At 63.4% G+C, this 17,238-nt stretch carries 13 protein-coding genes; all 13 read right to left on the reverse strand.

Annotated elements, in window-relative coordinates:
• Positions 1-98: 98 nt before the first annotated feature.
• Positions 99-1,184 (reverse strand): acyl-CoA desaturase, encoded by a 1,086-nt coding sequence (locus FOT55_RS19685; RefSeq protein ID WP_147823901.1) that lies wholly within the window; start codon positions 1,182-1,184, stop codon positions 99-101.
• On the reverse strand, positions 1,181-2,263 hold the full coding sequence (locus FOT55_RS19690) for a fatty acid desaturase family protein (RefSeq protein WP_147823902.1): 1,083 nt from the start codon (positions 2,261-2,263) through the stop codon (positions 1,181-1,183). The genes FOT55_RS19685 and FOT55_RS19690 overlap by 4 nt, the downstream gene beginning before the upstream one ends.
• Positions 2,256-3,389, reverse strand: a complete 1,134-nt coding sequence (locus FOT55_RS19695) for a sterol desaturase family protein (protein WP_147823903.1) — start codon at positions 3,387-3,389, stop codon at positions 2,256-2,258. The genes FOT55_RS19690 and FOT55_RS19695 overlap by 8 nt, the downstream gene beginning before the upstream one ends.
• Positions 3,386-4,003, reverse strand: coding sequence for a phosphatase PAP2 family protein (locus tag FOT55_RS19700; protein WP_147823904.1), 618 nt, complete (start codon positions 4,001-4,003; stop codon positions 3,386-3,388). The genes FOT55_RS19695 and FOT55_RS19700 overlap by 4 nt, the downstream gene beginning before the upstream one ends.
• Positions 4,000-5,286: a F390 synthetase-related protein gene (locus tag FOT55_RS19705; RefSeq protein WP_147823905.1), complete on the reverse strand. Its 1,287-nt coding sequence runs from the start codon at positions 5,284-5,286 to the stop codon at positions 4,000-4,002. The genes FOT55_RS19700 and FOT55_RS19705 overlap by 4 nt, the downstream gene beginning before the upstream one ends.
• The gene (locus tag FOT55_RS19710) at positions 5,283-6,089 is read right to left on the reverse strand and encodes an MBL fold metallo-hydrolase (protein ID WP_147823906.1); all 807 of its coding nucleotides are present in this window, start codon (positions 6,087-6,089) and stop codon (positions 5,283-5,285) included. Before FOT55_RS19710 ends, FOT55_RS19705 begins: the two co-directional genes overlap by 4 nt.
• A complete protein-coding gene (locus tag FOT55_RS19715) occupies positions 6,082-7,098 on the reverse strand; it encodes an NAD-dependent epimerase/dehydratase family protein (protein WP_147823907.1) in 1,017 nt (338 codons plus the stop codon). The genes FOT55_RS19710 and FOT55_RS19715 overlap by 8 nt, the downstream gene beginning before the upstream one ends.
• Positions 7,095-8,102, reverse strand: a complete 1,008-nt coding sequence (locus FOT55_RS19720) for a 3-oxoacyl-[acyl-carrier-protein] synthase III C-terminal domain-containing protein (RefSeq protein ID WP_049204102.1) — start codon at positions 8,100-8,102, stop codon at positions 7,095-7,097. The genes FOT55_RS19715 and FOT55_RS19720 overlap by 4 nt, the downstream gene beginning before the upstream one ends.
• Positions 8,103-8,375: 273 nt before the next feature.
• A complete protein-coding gene (gene narI, locus FOT55_RS19725) occupies positions 8,376-9,053 on the reverse strand; it encodes a respiratory nitrate reductase subunit gamma (protein WP_025303199.1) in 678 nt (225 codons plus the stop codon).
• 2 nt (positions 9,054-9,055) lie between these two features.
• Positions 9,056-9,778: a nitrate reductase molybdenum cofactor assembly chaperone gene (gene narJ, locus FOT55_RS19730; protein WP_025303200.1), complete on the reverse strand. Its 723-nt coding sequence runs from the start codon at positions 9,776-9,778 to the stop codon at positions 9,056-9,058.
• The gene (narH, locus tag FOT55_RS19735) at positions 9,775-11,319 is read right to left on the reverse strand and encodes a nitrate reductase subunit beta (RefSeq protein ID WP_025303201.1); all 1,545 of its coding nucleotides are present in this window, start codon (positions 11,317-11,319) and stop codon (positions 9,775-9,777) included. The genes narJ and narH overlap by 4 nt, the downstream gene beginning before the upstream one ends.
• Complete coding sequence (locus FOT55_RS19740; protein WP_060433303.1) at positions 11,316-15,077, reverse strand: nitrate reductase subunit alpha; 3,762 nt, start codon at positions 15,075-15,077, stop codon at positions 11,316-11,318. The genes narH and FOT55_RS19740 overlap by 4 nt, the downstream gene beginning before the upstream one ends.
• A gap of 292 nt (positions 15,078-15,369) precedes the next feature.
• Positions 15,370-17,229 carry a carbohydrate binding domain-containing protein gene (locus tag FOT55_RS19745; protein ID WP_147824222.1) on the reverse strand — a complete coding sequence of 620 codons (1,860 nt, stop codon included), beginning with the start codon at positions 17,227-17,229 and terminating at the stop codon, positions 15,370-15,372.
• Positions 17,230-17,238 lie beyond the last annotated feature (9 nt).

The raw sequence follows: 17,238 nt of genomic DNA on the forward strand, positions 1-17,238 counted from the left end.
TCCTGTGGCCGTTGATTCACAGAGGGAAAGTCTACTGGAAGGGCAAATATCGTTCAATTAGTGAACTGCGTAACGCCTCGCACAATCCGCATGCAACGCTAGTACGGCTTGCGGCCCATCGCGCTGAGGAAGCGTTGCTGCAGACGCAACAGCTCCTCCAGTTCCAGCAGGCGGTAGTCGATGCCGAAACGCGGCGCCACCTCGCCGATGATGCGGCTCAGCGCCGGGTAATGGCGGTGGCTCCAGTGCGGGAACAGATGATGCGTCAAATGCAGGTTCGCCCCGCCGAGCCAGTACCCCAGCCAACGCGGCCGGGTCAGCCAGTCGAAGGTGGTGGCGAACACGTGGTGATACCAGCCGTGCGGCATCGTGCCCTGCGCCGGCGCCTGATAAAAGTTGGCCTTGGCCCAGTGGGTGCCGATGATCAACATCACGAACAGCAAGGAAGAAAGCATCTGGCTCAGCAAATAGACCAGCAGAATTTGCCCGATGCCGATAGCCGGCGGCAGCAGCCAGCATGGGATCGCCAGCGCCAGCAGCAGGTGTGCCGCCTTACCCGCCAGAAACCCGCACCAGCCACGCACGCCCTGCTGCGCCATGCGCGCCGCCACGCGGGTGCGGCCCGCCCTGTCCAGCCAATCGAACAACCAGATGTAGTACGGGAACGTCAGCGCCGCCACCAGCGGCCAATAGTAACGCTGCGCGCGCATAAAGGGGCGCCAGCGCTGGAACGGCGTTTGCCGCAGCACGCCGTTGGCGTCGATGTCGGGATCGTAATGTTCGATATTGTTATGGGCATGGTGGAACAGCACGTGCCGCACGCGCCAACAGTCGGGATCCAGCCCCAGCGGCACGCTCACCAGGGCGTTCAACCAGCGGTTGGCCCAGGGCCGACGGAAAAACGCGTTGTGCGAAGCATCGTGCACCACGTTCACCGTCAGGAACATGCCGATAAAGATAAAACCGAAATAGCAGGCGAAAAACGCCCAGCAGTTTTGCTGCTGCAGGCTCAGCCCGTAACACAGGCCGCACAGTGCCAGCAGCAGCGTCACCTTCGCCAGCATGCCGCCGTCGGCGAAACGGTGATCGCCGTTGGCCGCCAGATAGTGCTGGGCGGCCTGCATCAGCGCGCGATGCAACCCGCTGTCGTCGCGCCGATAGGCTAACGGACGCAGCGGTTTCATGGCTGCCCCATCCGCCGCAAGAAGCGCTGTTGCTGCGCCAGCAGTTCGCGATAGCCGATGCAGCGGTACGCCATGCCGTGCCGCTGTGCCACTTCCGCCACCGCAGCGGCCAGCGCCGGATAGTGGCGGTGATTCCAACCGGGAAACAGGTGATGGGTCAGGTGATAGTTCAGCCCGCCGGTCAGATGCTCCAGCCAGCGCGGTTCGGGCTGCCAGTCGCAGGCGGTGGCGAAATTGTGCCGATACCAGCCTTGCGGCATGCTGTCGCCCGTCGGCGCCGGGTAAAACTCGGCCTGCGCCCAATGGGTGCCCAGCAGCAAGAACACCACCAGCAGCGAGGCGCACATCTGGCTGAGCGCGTAAGCCAGCAACACCCAGCCCCAGCCGATGCCGTGCAAGTGGCCCACGATCAGCGGCACCACCAGCACCAGCGCCAGATGCGCGAGCTTGCACAGCACGAACAGCGTCCAACCGCCGCGCCCCGCCAGCACGCGTTTTTCCCGCAGCGGCGTTTTATCGAGCCGATCGGACCAATCGAAAATCCAGGCGATATAGGGCAAGGAGAGCGCGGCGATCAGCGGCCAGTACAGATGCTGATAGCGCATATGGGGCCGCCAGCGCTGGAAAGGCGTCTGGCGGAAAAAGCCGTTCTCTTCGGTGTCCAGATCGTAATGCTCCACGTTGGCGTAAACGTGGTGGTAATCCACGTGCCGCGTACGCCAATAGTCCGGATCGACGCCCAGCGGCAGCGTCACCACCCGCCCCACCAGGCGATTGGCCCAGGGCGCACGCAGGAAGGCGTTATGCGAAGCATCGTGGTTGACGTTGACGTTGAGCAGCATACCCATGGTCACGAACAGGAAATAGCAGAGGAAAAACGCCCATGGCTGATGCTGCATCAGGCTGAGCGCGTAAAACCCGGCGCACAACACCAACAACAGCGCGGCCTTGACCAGCCGCGCGGCATCGGCATAGCGATGATCGCCCACCAGGCAGGCGTGCGCCGCGCGCTTGAGATCGCGATGAAACGCCTGCTCGCCATCGGCGGGAAAACGCAGCGGCGGCAATGACTCAGCCATGCGGTTCCTCCACGGCGGCCGATGCGGCCACTCGCCCCCAGCCCAGCGCGATGCACAGGGCATGCAGCGCCACGGCGGCCATGGCGATATGCCAATAGCGCTGTGGCCAGCCAAGATAGCCGATAAACAGCAGCGGCATGCCCAGCGCGATCAGCAGCCAGACGGCGCTCGCCCACGGTCGCCCTTCCGTCATGCCGCCCAGCGCTACCGATCCCAACGCCAGCAGCACCAGCAGCGCCATTTGCGGCCAGCTGATGTCGCCGTAACCATAGCCGTATTGGTAGACGTAGCCGACCACCAGCGTGAACAACAGCATGGCGCCGCTGAATACGCTGAGTGCCGAACGGCGGTCGCGTGGTCGGCCCGGCGCCGGGCGCCATGTCAGACGCAAATAGCGCAGGAACGGCAGATTACTCGCCCAGAACGGGTTGGCAGACGGCCTGTCACCGCTGACGCCATAGCTGAACGGCGTGGTCGGCAACGCCGGGCAGAAGGTGCCGAACAGCTTGTCCCAAAAGATAAAGCTGCCGCCGAAGTTCTTATTGGAATACGCCATGTCCTTGACGTGGTGCACCCGGTGATGCGCCGGCGTGACCAGAATTTTTTCCAGCAGGCCGAGTTTCGGCGTCAGCGCATTGTGGTTAAACAGCTGAATGCTATAGTGAAAAATCGACACCGCGACGAACACCGACAGTGGTACGCCCGCCAACGCCAACAGTAAAAAGAACGGGATCGACGTCAGCGACGAATACCAGGAGTTGCGCACCCCCAGCGACAAATTAAAGTGCTCGCCCTGATGGTGCACCACGTGTACCGCCCACAGCACGCGGAAGCGGTGGTGCAGGCGATGCAGCCAGTAGAAACCGAAGTCCCACGCCAGCAGGGCGAACAGCCACATCAGCAGCGGCGGCCAGGCGTCCAGCAGCCCCAGGCTGAAATGCGCGGCCACGTAGCCGTAGCAGGTGATCTCCAGCCCGCGGAACAGCCACAGCATGATATGGCCGGAGTTCAGGTTGAACACCAGATCGTGCCAGTTGACCGGCTCACGGCGCCCCCACTGCAGCGCCACCGCCTCGGCCACCACGATGAACAGCATGAACACTATCGGCAACGCCAGATCGCTCATCCCATTTCTCCTTTAACCACGCGCCTGCGCAGGGCCTTTATACGCAGCGCCAGCCCACCGGCGCATAGCGCCAGCAAGGCGCCACCTGCCAAATCGACAAACAAGTGACGGCGCAGCTGCAGAATGGAGAACGCGATCGCCACGCCCCACAGCATCCACAGCGCCGTCCGCATTTTGCGCTCGCCGTCGCTCAGCGCCCACACCGCCAGCACCGTCAGCGCCATGTGCAACGAAGGCAGGCAGTTCTGCGCCGAATCCACCTGAGTTAACGCCGCCAGCAGCTGCGCGCTGAGCCCAACGCCCTCGTTCTGCGGATAGGCCATGGTGGTCGGCCACAGCAGGTAAACCGCTCCGGCGCCCAGCGCCGTCAGCTGCATCGCCAGCGTCAGCCATTTGATTCGCCGCAGCGGCGCCAGCAAATAGCCTGCCGGGACGATGAGAAAAAACGACAGATAGAGCCAAATGGCCGCCGGGTTAAACGGGATCGCCCGGTCAAGCGCCGACGGCGGCAACAGGGTTCCCGCCCCCTGCAGGCGATCGGTCAGGCTATACACGACCCCGACCGTCCCCCAGCCGAGCAACATGTGCCCTAGCCTGAACAGCGTATTTTTCATGTTTCCTCCGCCTGGCGCACGATGCGCCGCCGCTTGCGATCGAACTGCGGCAATACCGCCTGCACCGTCAGCCGCCATTCGAGCCGATCGGTGGCGATGCCCTGGCGAGCGAACAGCGCGATCAGCTGCGCCTGGCAGTGCGCCAATTCCGCTTGGCTGCAATCGGCAATCAGCTCCAGCCGCTGCTCGCCGCGCTGGATCAGGCGGTAATCGCTGGTCAGCGGCAACGCATTGGCGATCGTCCGGCTGCAGGCATCGGCGAACACCGCCTGCGGTTGCCGCTGCGCATCGGGTAACATCAGCTGATCGTCGCGCCGCCCTTCGATACGCGCAATCGCCCGCGTCGGTTGCCCGCATGGGCAGGGTTCCTGGCGCAGCACCAATACATCATCCAGCCGATAGCGCACGATCGGCTGCGTACTGCGGGTAAAGTCGGTGATCAGCGGCGTGAAGCGCAGTTCGTCGATCCACTGCGGTTCGATATGCAAAAACTCTTCGTTCAGATGCAGCGTGCCGTGCGCGCAGGTAGCGGCCAGGAACCCCTCGGTGGCCTGATATACTTCGCCAACCGCCGGAAACACCTGCAGCAGCAGGCGGCGATCCTGTTCTTCCAACACCTCGGCGACCGAGATCGCTTTTTTGACCGGCAGCGTCACCTGCCCGGCCAGCACCGCCAGCGCCAGGGCGCGCAGCACCTGCGCCGGCGCCACGATGATGCTGGGCGCCTGCCGTTCCAAGGCGGGCAGATGCGCACTGAACGGCGCGAGCAGATCGTAAAACGCCAGGCTCAGCCAACGGTTGTTCACGCTGTGATAGAGGTTATTGTCCGCCCGCAGAAACAGCGCAACGCGCTCGCCGGCCAACAGCCCGTCCGGCAGCATTTTCGCCAGCATGCCGCCGGCCCACACCTGCTGTTCGCGCGGGCTGACGACAAACACGCCGCGCTGCCCGGAGGTGCCGGACGACAATCCGACGCTGTAGCGCCCGATCTTCGGCGTGAAATCGCGATCCGCCTCGCTGCGCTGCGCGCAGGCCAGCACCGCATCGCGCTGCAGCCCGGCGGTATTCATCCGGTCGAACTGCGCCATCATCAGCGCCTTGTCCATCTGCGGCCATTCGGCGAACGGCCGGCGGCTGAACCGCTGAAAATAGGGGCTCTTGCTCAGCACCCGGCGGGCAAAGCCCGTGAGCTGCCGGGCCTGATACGCCTCCAGCGCCGCACGATCGCCAAAGCGCAGGCGTCGGGCGCGGAAATAGTGCCAAAGGGTCATGAAGGGGATCACAGGTCCCCCTCATGACACAGCAAAATGTTGACCTGGCCGCCCGCCCACAGCTGGTTGAGCCGCTCCAGCGTGCGGGTGTACGCCGCCGCGTCGTCCATCACCAGATTGGCCAGGCGCGAAGGCCCGCGCAGCGTCTGGTAGCTCTGCGGCGACCAGGCGGCGTCGCTGGCCAGCAGTGTCCAACCGGCATCGATGAGGATAAAGGCGCCGATATGGCCGGCCGCATGCCCCGGCAGCGGCACCAGCACGATCTGCCCTTCGCTGCCCGGCAGCACGTAACCGCGATCGAACGGCACCAGCAGCGCGGGCAACGCCACCGAGGGAAAAGCCTCCATAAACTGCAGGCGGCTCTCGAAGTCCGCCGGGATCAGGCCGGGAATAAAGGCGCGCTTCAGCGCCGCAAAACCGCGCAGCCCACGGGTTTGCTGCCAGCCTTCGCCAGAGCAAATAAAGTCGAGTTGGCTGAAATCCTGCAGCCCGGCGATGTGATCCGCGTGAAAATGCGAGACGATCAGCGCCTGGATGTCACCTTCGGTGTAACCGGCTTCGCGCAGCTGGTGCGCCAACGACTCGGCGGGATCGAAATAGACCGGCGTCATGCGGCGGTAAAGGCTGAACAGCCCCGACTGCGTGTGCTGCTGAAAATAATGCGCGTAGCCGGTATCCCACAGCCAGCGGCGCTCCCCTACCTCCAGCAGATAGGCGCGCGCCGGGAATTTGCACACCCGGAACCCGGCGCCGCGCAGCGCCATGCAGCCGATATGCGTGCAATAGCCCACTTCAAAAACGGTGACTTTAGCCATGTTGTCCGCCTCCTTGCTGCCGCAGCCATTCGCCGGTCAGGCGGATCCCCTCTTCCATCGAGTAACGCGGCCGATAGCCCAGCTCTTCGATCGCGCGGGTCTGGCTCAGGGTCATGTCGAAATGCACCGCCGCCACGCTGTAGCGCGTCAGCATCGGTTCCTTGCCGCTCAGGCTTGCCCACAGCTCCATGCCGCCGGCCAGCGTATGCAGCAGCGGATAGGGCACGGCCTGCAGCCGGTAGCGCAGCCCCAGCGCCTGGCGCAGCAGCGCATCCAGCATCTCCGCCAGCCGCTGCGGTTGGTGGTTGGTGATGTTGTACACGGCGCCGGACGGCAATCCGCGCTGCCGGCTGGCCAGCTCCATGGCGTGCACCACGTTGGGAGCGAAGGTCAGATCCAGCAACGCCTGCCCGCCGCCGGGCAATCGCAATACGCCGCGATCGCGTTCGAGCTGCTGCAACAGCCGCGGCACGATCACCCGATCGTGCGGGCCAAACAGGCCGCGCGGCCGCAGCATAATGTAGGTGGTTTGCGGATAGATCTTCGCCTGCGCCAACAGGCGCTGTTCGGCCGCATACTTGCTGGCGGCATAGTGATTGGCGAAGCGCCGGGCACGGTAACCCTCGTCAAGATCGTAATGCGGCTGAAAATCGAAGTAGATTGCCGGCGTGGAGATATGCACGAAGCGCCGCACGCCACAGCGCCCCGCCGCCTCCGCCAGCTTCTCCGTCGCTGCGGCGTTGATGCGGTGAAATTCCGCCTTGCTGCCCCAGGGCGAAGACTTGGCCGCACAGTGCCACACCCACTCGCAGTCGGTCACCAGCTCCCGACATTGCTGCGGCGTGGCCTGCGCCAGATCGAGCGCACAAAACTCGGCGCCCAGCTGACGCAGCGTTGCGCCGGCCCGTTCATCGCGGCCGGTGGCGCGCACCTGATGTCCGGCCTCCAGCAACCACTGCGCCGCGTTGCGTCCCAGCCCGCTGGTCGCCCCGGTGACCAGCACCCTCATGGCAGCAACACCATGCCGGCCAGCGCCAGCCCGGCGGCGGTGCCGATCAGCATCACCGGCTGACCGGGATTGAAGCGCCCGGTGGTCGCAGCGGCATGCAGCGCCGTCGGGATGGACGCCGCCACCTGATTGCCATGATGGCGGTAGATGTCGACCAGCGCCTCGCTGGAGACGTGCAGCCGCTTGCGCATATGTTCGAGCGACAGATGGCTGGCCTGATGCGGCACCACGGTGGCGATCTGGGCCAGGGTCAGGCCGCTGGCGTTCAGCAGCCGGTCGAGGTAGCCCTCAATCAGCGCCGACGCCTGACGGAACAGCGGCTTGCCCTGCATATGAAACAGGAAGTCTTGCTCACACATGCCGGCGCGCGGGTTACGACGCGTACCGCCGGCGCGGATCTCGCACAGTTCGCTGCCGGCGGGATAGGTTTCCACCAGGCTGGCGAGGATACCGCTCGCGCCGTCGCCGCACTCCACAATGGCGCAGGCGGCACCATCGCCGAAAATCAGCGACGACTCTTCGTGCTGCCAGTCGATGCCGCGTGAAGCGAGATCCGCCGAAACGATGGCGATACGCCGATACGTCCCGGCGTTCAACAGCCCCGCCGCCACCTGCAGCGCAGAGATAAAGCTGACGCAGCTGCTGTTGATGTCGAAGCCCGGCGTGCCCGCCGCCAGCCCCGCCACCTTGAGAATATGCGCGGCGGTGCATGGCAGCGCCTGCACCGATATCGCCGAGGCGGAGATCAGCAGGTCAATGGAAGCTGCCGGGATGGCGTGGCGAGCCAGCGCATCTTGCAGCGCAGCGGCAGCGAGTTCGGCCTGGCTGGCATCGTCGGCGGCGTGATAGCGGCAAACGATGCCCGAGCGTTTTTCAACGTAGCCGGCCGGTTTCCCCAGGCGAGCGTCGAGCGTAGAAGACGCCACGCGGTTGGGCGGCAACGCGGCCCCGGTGGCAATGATTTTCAGAGGCAACAGCTCGGGTGAGCGACATTGTGTGGTCATTATTGTTATTGATTAACCTGACTATCCATAAAGCGATTCTCCCGCACGGCACGAAGGCCACACGGATCATCCCCGGTTTTTATGTCCCAAAATGCCTTTCATCAAGGCGGTATCTCTTGTTATCGGCTACCACGGGCCGACGTCCGTCGGCGGAAGCATAAGCGTAACATGACTGAGATAATTAGTTTACGACAAGGCGGCGAGAATGGGCAGACGGCGGGGGAATTATCGGAATAGCGCCGCCGCTGGCGATCGGCGGCGGCGGGGTCAGGCTCAGCGGCGGTTGCGCACCAGCTGATAACGGCGGGTCAGGTACTCTACCGGCGCACTCCAGATATGCACCAGGCGGCAGAACGGGAACAGCACGAACAGCGTCATGCCCAGCACCATGTGCAGTTTGAAGATAATCGCCACCCCTTCCAGGTGCGCAGAGGCGCCGGCGTGGAAGGTCACTACCGCCTGCGCCCAGGCCACCAGCTTCATCATTTCGCTGCCGTCCATATGCTGGGCGGAGAACGGAATGGTCAGCAGCCCCAGACACACCTGCACCACCAGCAACGTCAGGATCATGATGTCGGCGAAGCTGCTGGTGGCGCGCACCCGTGGGTTGGTCAACCGGCGCTTCAGCAACAGCGCGCCGCCGATCAGCGTCATCAGGCCGCAGGCGCCGCCGGCGATCATCGCCAGCTTCTGCTTCACGTCGATCGGCAGGAAGGCCTCATACATCCAGTGCGGCGTCAGCATGCCGAGGAAGTGGCCCGCGAAGATGCCGATAATCCCGATGTGGAACAGGTTGGACGCCAGCCGCATGCCCTTTTTATCCAGCATCTGGCTGGAGCCGGCGCGCCAGCTGTACTGCCCGTAGTCGTAACGCAACCAGCTGCCGATCAGGAATACCGCGCCGGCCAGATAAGGGTAGATATCGAAGAAGAACTGATTCAAAAATTGCATGATTAGCGTCCTTTGGTTCCGGTTAACGCATCCGTCAGATCCAGATACTGTGGCGCCACCGCGCCGGCGAAGCGCCGCTGGTGCGCCGTCTGCTGGGCGGAGGCGCAGCCCTGTTCGCCGAGAAACTTGACCTGCTCCTCTTCCCACACCGCATCCAGCGCCTGCGGCGTATCGTCGCGCGCCTCTTGCGCCACCTGGGTCTCCAGCGCCTGGGCCTGCACCTCGCTGCCGGACAGCGCCAGCAGCAGATCGAACAGCACCGCGTACGGGCTTTCACGCTGTTGCAAGCGCGCGCCCAGCAGCGCCAGGATCGGCGCGATGTCCTGCAGCCCTTCCCGCGCCTGCGCCGCGCTGCGGCTGGCCAAATACTCCAGGTACAGCGGCAGGAAGTCCGGCAGCTCGCGGCTGTCGATCTCCAGCCCGGCGGTGCGGTACTGCGCCATCAGGTCAACCATCGCCTGGCCGCGATCGCGCGACTCACCGTGCACGTGCTCAAACAGCAGCAGCGAGGTGGCGCGGCCGCGATCGAACAGCTCGCAATAGTCAGCCTGAGCATCCAGCAACGGGCGCGCGCACAGGCGGCGGATAAACAGAATCAGCTGCGCGCTGTGGTGCAGATCCAGCTCGCTGGCCGGCTCCAGCGCTTCGATCAGCGCCTGCTGATGGTCAAACAGCACCTGCTCCGGATAATCCAGCAGGCGGGCGATCACTTTCAGGCTGATCATGAGGCATCCTCCGGCCGCGCGGTTTTCGCGGTCACGTCGATGGCGTCGATACGGCGGCTGTTGAACAGATTGAACTTGCCATCGCTGCCGTGGCAGCCGTCGCCGAAGCTGAAGCCGCACCCCTTGCTTTCCGGGAAGGCTTCGCGCGCCAGTTCGCGGTGGCTCGACGGCACCACAAAGCGATCTTCATAGTTGGCGATCGCCAGGTAGCGATACATCTCCTGCGCCTGCGCTTCGCTCAGGCCAACCTGCTCCAGCGCGCTGGTGTCCACCACGCCGTCGACGGTTTCCGCCCGTTTGTAGTGGCGCATCGCCAGCATGCGCTTCAGCGCCAGCAGTACCGGTTCGGTATCGCCGGCGGTCAGCAGATTCGCCAGATACTGCACCGGAATGCGCAGGCTCTCGACGTCCGGCAATACGCCGTTGTGCGCCAGCTCGCCGGCGTCGGCGGCGGACTGAATCGGCGACAACGGCGGCACGTACCACACCATCGGCAGCGTGCGGTATTCCGGGTGCAGCGGCAGCGCCAGCTTCCAGTCCATCGCCATTTTGTACACCGGCGACTGCTGGGCGGCTTCAATGACGCCCTGCGGCACGCCGTCCGCCAGCGCCTGAGCAATCACCTTAGGATCATGCGGATCGAGGAAGATATCGAGCTGGCTCTGATACAGATCTTTGTCGTTCTCCACCGCCGCCGCCTGCTCGATGCGATCGGCGTCGTACAGCAGCACGCCGAGATAGCGGATGCGGCCCACGCAGGTCTCCGAACAGACCGTCGGCTGCCCGGCTTCGATACGCGGGTAACAGAAGATGCACTTCTCGGACTTGCCGCTTTTCCAGTTGAAATAGATTTTCTTGTACGGGCAGCCGGTCAGGCACATGCGCCAGCCGCGGCACTTGTCCTGGTCGATCAGCACGATGCCGTCTTCGCCGCGTTTGTAGATCGCCCCGCTCGGGCAGGTGGCGACGCAGGCCGGGTTGAGGCAGTGCTCGCACAGGCGCGGCAGGTACATCATGAAGGTGTTTTCGAACTGGCCGTACATCGCCTTCTGCAGGTTATCGAAGTTCTTGTCCTGCGAGCGTTTTTCGAATTCCCCGCCGAGGATCTCCTCCCAGTTCGGGCCGCTTTCGATTTTGTTCATGCGCTGGCCGGTAATCAGCGAGCGCGGGCGGGCCACCGGCTGGTGTTTGCCCTGTTTGGCGGTGTGCAGATGCTGGTAGTCGTAATCGAACGGCTCGTAGTAGTCGTCCAGCGCCGGCACGTCCGGGTTGGCGAAGATTTTCGCCAACACGCCGACGCGGCTGCCCATGCGCGGCTCCAGCTTGCCGTTGATTTTACGGATCCAGCCGCCCTTCCATTTTTCCTGATCTTCCCAGGCGTGCGGATACCCGACGCCAGGCTTGCTTTCCACGTTGTTGAACCAGGCGTATTCCATACCTTCACGGCTGGTCCAGACGTTTTTGCAGGTGACTGAACAGGTGTGGCAACCGATGCACTTGTCCAGATTCAGCACCATGCCGACTTGCGAACGAATTTTCATTTGCTGTTCTCCTGCTGACTGCCCTGCGCGTAGTCGTTGCCTTCGTCGTCCAACCAATCAATGCGGTTCATCTTGCGCACCACCACGAACTCGTCGCGGTTGGAGCCGACGGTGCCGTAGTAGTTGAAGCCGTAGGCCAACTGCGCATAGCCGCCGATCATGTGGGTCGGCTTCGGACAGGCGCGGGTCACCGAGTTGTGGATGCCGCCGCGTTGGCTGGTGATCTCCGAGCCCGGCAGGTTCACGATGCGCTCCTGCGCGTGGTACATCATGGTCATGCCGGCCGGGATACGCTGGCTGACCACCGCGCGCGCCGTCAGCGCGCCGTTGGCGTTGAAGGCCTCGATCCAATCGTTGTCCGCGATGCCCAGATCTTTGGCGTCGTCTTCGCTCAGCCAGACGATCGGGCCGCCGCGCGACAGCGTCAGCATCAACAGGTTGTCGCTGTAGGTGGAGTGAATGCCCCACTTCTGGTGCGGCGTCAGGAAGTTCAGCGCCTTCTCCTTGTTGCCGTTCGGCTTGCTGTTCAGCAGCGGCTGCGCGGCACGGGTGTCGATCGGCGGCCGGTATACCAGCAGGCTTTCACCGAAGGCGCGCATCCACTCATGGTCCTGATACAGCTGTTGACGGCCGCTGAGGGTGCGCCACGGGATCAACTCGTGCACGTTGGTGTAGCAGGCGTTATAGGAAACATGTTCATCCTCCAGACCGGACCAGGTCGGGCTGGAGATAATTTTGCGCGGCTGCGCCTGAATGTCGCGGAAGCGAATTTTCTCGTCTTCCTTGTTCAGCGCCAGATGCCGGTGATCGCGGCCGGTGACGTTGCTCAGGGCCTCCCAGGCTTTTACCGCCACCTGGCCGTTGGTTTCCGGCGCCAGCGACAGGATCACTTCCGCCGCGTCAATCGCGCTCTCGATCTTCGGCCGCCCTACCGCCGGGCCGTCGGCCTTGACGTAGTTAAGCTGCTTGAGGAAGTCGACCTCGGTTTGGGTGTTCCAACTGATGCCCTTGCCGCCGTTGCCCAGTTTGTCCAGCAGCGGCCCCAGCGAGGTGAAGCGCTCGTAGGTAGCGGGATAATCGCGCTCTACCGCGATGATGTGCGGCGCGGTTTTGCCGGGGATCAGATCGCATTCGCCTTTCTTCCAGTCCTGCACGCCGTAAGGCTGCGCCAGCTCGGCGGCGGAGTCGTGCTGGATAGGCAAGGTCACCACGTCGGTTTCCTGGCCCAGATGGCCGACGCACACTTCGGAGAAGGCCTTGGCGATGCCCTTGTAAATCTCCCAGTCGCTCTTCGAATCCCAGGCCGGATCGACCGCCGCCGACAGCGGATGGATGAACGGGTGCATGTCGGAGGTGTTCATATCGTCTTTTTCGTACCAGGTGGCGGTCGGCAGCACCACGTCAGAGTACAGGCAGGTGCTCGACATACGGAAATCGAGCGTCACCACCAGATCCAGCTTGCCTTCGCCGCCCTGCTCGCGCCACTCCACTTCCTGTGGCTTCACGCCGCCCTGCTGGCCGAGATCTTTCCCCTGGATGCCGTTTTCGGTGCCCAACAGGTATTTGAGCATGTACTCATGGCCCTTGCCGGAAGACCCCAGCAGGTTGGAGCGCCAGACGAACAGGTTGCGCGGGAAGTTCTGCGGATTGTCCGGCTGCTCGGCGGCGAAGCCCAGCGTGCCGTTTTTCAGGCCGTCGACGGTGAACTCGACCGGTGACTGGCCGGCGGCGCGGGCCTGCTCCGCCAGGCGCAACGGATTGGTGCCCAGCTGCGGCGCCGACGGCAGCCAGCCCATGCGCTCGGCGCGCACGTTGAAGTCGATCAGGCTGCCGCCGAAGCGCGACTTGTCCGCCAGCGGCGACAGCAACTCGTCGGTGCCGACAGTTTCATAGCGCCATTGGCTGGAATGGTTGTAGAAGAACGAGGTGCTGTTCATGTGGCGCGGCGGGCGCTGCCAGTCGAGGCCAAACGCCAGCGGCAGCCAGCCGGTTTGCGGCCGCAGTTTTTCCTGGCCGACGTAGTGCGCCCAGCCGCCGCCGCTCTGGCCGACGCAGCCGCAGAAGATCAGCATATTGATCAGGCCGCGGTAGGTCATGTCCATGTGATACCAGTGGTTGACGCCGGCGCCGACGATGATCATCGAACGGCCGTGGGTCTTCTCGGCGTTTTCCGCGAACTCGCGGGCAATGCGGATGATGTTGTGACGCGACACGCCGGTGATCTGTTCGGCCCAGGCCGGGCTGTAGGCCTTGACCTCGTCATAGTCGGCGGCGCAGTTGGCGTCGTCCAGCCCGCGTTCCAGGCCGTAATTGGCCAGCGTCAGGTCATACACGCTGGTCACCAGCGCTTCGCTGCCGTCCGCCAGCCGCAGGCGTTTCACCGGCAGCTTGTGCAGCAGGATCTCGTCCAGTGCCACGCTGTTGAAATGCTCGCTGTCGGCTCCGCCGAAGTACGGGAAGCCCACCTCGGCGACGTCGTCATGCATGCCCAACAGGCTGAGCTGCAGCTCGACTTCCTGTTGCGATTTGCCCTCGCGCTGTTCCAGGTTCCACTTGCCCTTCTCGCCCCAGCGGAAACCGATGGAACCCTGCGGCGCCACCAGATCGCCGCTGTGGCTGTCGATGGCGACGGTTTTCCACTCGGGGTTGTTTTCCTGGCCCAATCCGTCCACCAGATCGGCGGCGCGCAGCAGGCGGCCGGCGGCGTAGTGGCCGCCTTCACGCGGCTCCAGCAGCACCAGCATCGGCATGTCGGTATAGCGGCGTACATAGTCGCGGAAGTAGCCAACTTCGCGGTCGAGATGGAACTCTTTCAGCATTACGTGGCCCATCGCCAGCGCCATCGCGCTGTCGGTGCCCTGCTTCGGATTCAGCCAGTGGTCGCACAGCTTGGCGACTTCGGCATAGTCCGGCGTCACCGCCACGGTTTTGGTGCCCTTGTAACGCACTTCGGTAAAGAAGTGGGCGTCCGGGGTACGCGTCTGCGGCACGTTGGAGCCCCAGGCGATAATGTAGGAGGAGTTGTACCAGTCGGCGGATTCCGGCACGTCGGTCTGCTCGCCCCAGGTCATCGGCGAGGCCGGCGGCAGATCGCAGTACCAATCGTAGAAGCTCAGGCAGGCGCCGCCGATCAGCGACAGGTAGCGGGCGCCGGCGGCGTAGGACACCATCGACATCGCCGGGATCGGCGAGAAGCCGATAATGCGGTCCGGGCCGAAGGTTTTGGCGGTATAGACGTTGGCGGCGGCGATCAGTTCATTGACCTCTTGCCAGCTGGAGCGGACGAAACCGCCGCGGCCGCGCGCCACCTTGTAGCTTTTGGCTTTTTCCGCATCGCCGACGATAGAGCCCCAGGCCGCGACCGGATCGCTGTGCTGCGCTTTCGCTTCGCGCCACAGTTTGAGCAGACGCTTGCGCATCAGCGGATATTTCAGCCGGTTGGCGCTGTACAGGTACCAGGAGTAGCTGGCGCCGCGCGGGCAGCCGCGCGGTTCATGGTTAGGCAGATCGGGACGGGTGCGTGGATAATCGGTTTGCTGGGTTTCCCAGGTCACCAGACCATTCTTCACATAGATCTTCCAACTGCAGGAACCGGTGCAGTTCACGCCGTGGGTGGAACGCACCACTTTGTCGTGCTGCCAACGGCTGCGGTAGCCGTCTTCCCAGTCGCGGTTGGTGTTCAAGGTCTGGCCGTGATCGCCAGAAAAAGGCTCCGCCAACTGCTTGAAATAGCGGAAACGGTCTAAAAATTTGCTCATCCGGAATGCTCCTGAAGGCTCTTGTCGTTATAAGAAGACATGCTCAATCTGCCGCCAGCCTACTGACGGCCAACCGGCGGCAAATTGATTGCGATCAAGAGAAAGCGGGAGGCGACGCGCGCATCGGGGATGAAATACCACCAAAGTATAGGTGCGAGAATTAACTTTAATTAATTGAATTTGAATGAATAAACCAGGAATTCATGACAGAGACTGACGGGCGAGGGGCAAGGTGGGGTATTTGGGGGTAGGACGCGGGAGAAACCTCCCGCGTGATGCTAACTCGTCGCTTTCAGCGTTGAAGCCACAGCGTCGCGGTGCCCACGGCGGGCAACGCCAGCTTGACCTCCGTGCCCTCTCCCTGCTGCCGCCAGCCCGCCGGAAGGCGCAAGCGGGTGCTTCCCTCTCGATAGTAGGGGTTGGCTACCAGCAGCAAGGCGCGATCGCCCAGAATAAACATCCGCGCCGGCATTTGCGGGTCGCTTCCCGCCAGCGGCGTCGATTTTCCCGTCAGCAGATAAGGGGTGAAAGCGGCAATTTGCTGCGACACGGCAGCCACGCCACGCCAGGTGGCGTCAAACTCCCGTTGGTCGAAGCGGTCGGTTTTACGCTTGTAAAACAGATCGGTATAAGAATAAAACAACAGCCCCTTAGCGCCGCCGATCAGCGCCTGCCAGGCCTGGTTGCGGATTTCCGCCTCTGACGGCGGATGTGGCTTGCGGCGGGCGTCATAAGCGGCGTGATCCATGATTTGCATCACCACCCAGGCCCCGCGTGCCTGGCGGGCGGCCTGCACCGTCAGTTCGGTATAACGCGTAGTGCGCGTCAGATCGCGATCGTTCCCCACCGGGTAAGGGTCGGTCGCCAAAATGTCGCTGCTGTTAAAGTAGGCGTCCAACTCCCCGGTTTTGTTCAACACCTGGAAGGTGGGGTGATCGCCGTCAAGCCGCTTTATTTGCAGGTTTTTTTCCTCGATCTTATCGAGATATTCCGGCCCCAGTTCATCGTTGATGTACCAGGCGAGCAGGTTGGGCTGAGAGCGCAAGCGCTGCACGTACCAGGCCGTCATCGCCGCGTAGCCGCCACCGCGCACGGCCGGCGCGAAACGGCTGCCGCGGTACTGATCTTTGACGGAGTAAATGACCAGCAGCCCGCGCTTGCGTGCGTTGCGGAAAAAGGCGTAAGGATCTTTCTTTTCCCCATAATCATAGTTCAGCACCGTGTTGAATCCCGCCGAGGCGATGCGCGCCAAATGTTCATCGGTAGCCACGTTGGCGTAAATGCCCAACGGGAAAAGCCGTTGACCATCGCGCAGGGTAAAGCCTTTGCTGTCGATCGCCACTTTGGCCGCAGGCTGGCCAACGCGAAAAGACAGCTCGCTGCCCTGTGCCGGCTGGGATTGCTGACCGGTGACCTGCTGACGCAGGCGGTACTCTCCCTGGGCCAGGCCGGTCGGCAGTGGGTATTCGATACGGCGCTGCCCTTCAACTTGATAACGGTCGCGACTACGGTGAACAACCTGCCCCTCGGCATTAAGCAATTCGCTATCGACCTGCAAATGCTGCGGCTGCGCAGTGACTATCAGCGTGTCGACCTTTCCCTGCGCCGACGCGCCGAGCTGATACAATGCCGGCTTAGGCGCTCGAGTACACGCATAGGCGTCGTCAAACCAGACGGTACCGGTGCTCCCCTTACGCAGGTAAACGCCAAAAGTGATTCGCGCCGCCTGCGGCGGCACGGTATAGCTGGCGTTCACCTGCCGCCAACCGCTGTCGCCGGTCACGCCAGCCGGATAGCTGCCTTCCAGAAAGCGCCCCTGCGCATCAAAGCTTTGCAGATAAACCCCGGCGCCGCCGTCGCGGCTTTGCCCGCGTACGCCGCGGGTCTTGAGCCAGACGCCGAAATCGATCGTCTGCCCGGGTACAACCTGCAGCGCCTGGTTGAAGGTACGGTACTGCGCTGCATCTGCATTGTCATAACGCAAACTGCCACGGCCGCTGTGCGTATCGCCGTCGCCCTGTGCGCCCTGCGCGCGCCAGCCGCTGAGCCCCTGCTCAAAGCCGGGGTTGGCCAACAGATTGGGTTGGCAGCTCTGCGCCAGAGCCGAAGCGCTCCACAAGGCGCAACAGCCCAGAGCCACCCTCTGATACATTCCCCTCAT

This window comes from Serratia bockelmannii (genome assembly GCF_008011855.1).
In the GTDB taxonomy this organism is placed as follows: Bacteria; Pseudomonadota; Gammaproteobacteria; order Enterobacterales; family Enterobacteriaceae; genus Serratia; species Serratia bockelmannii.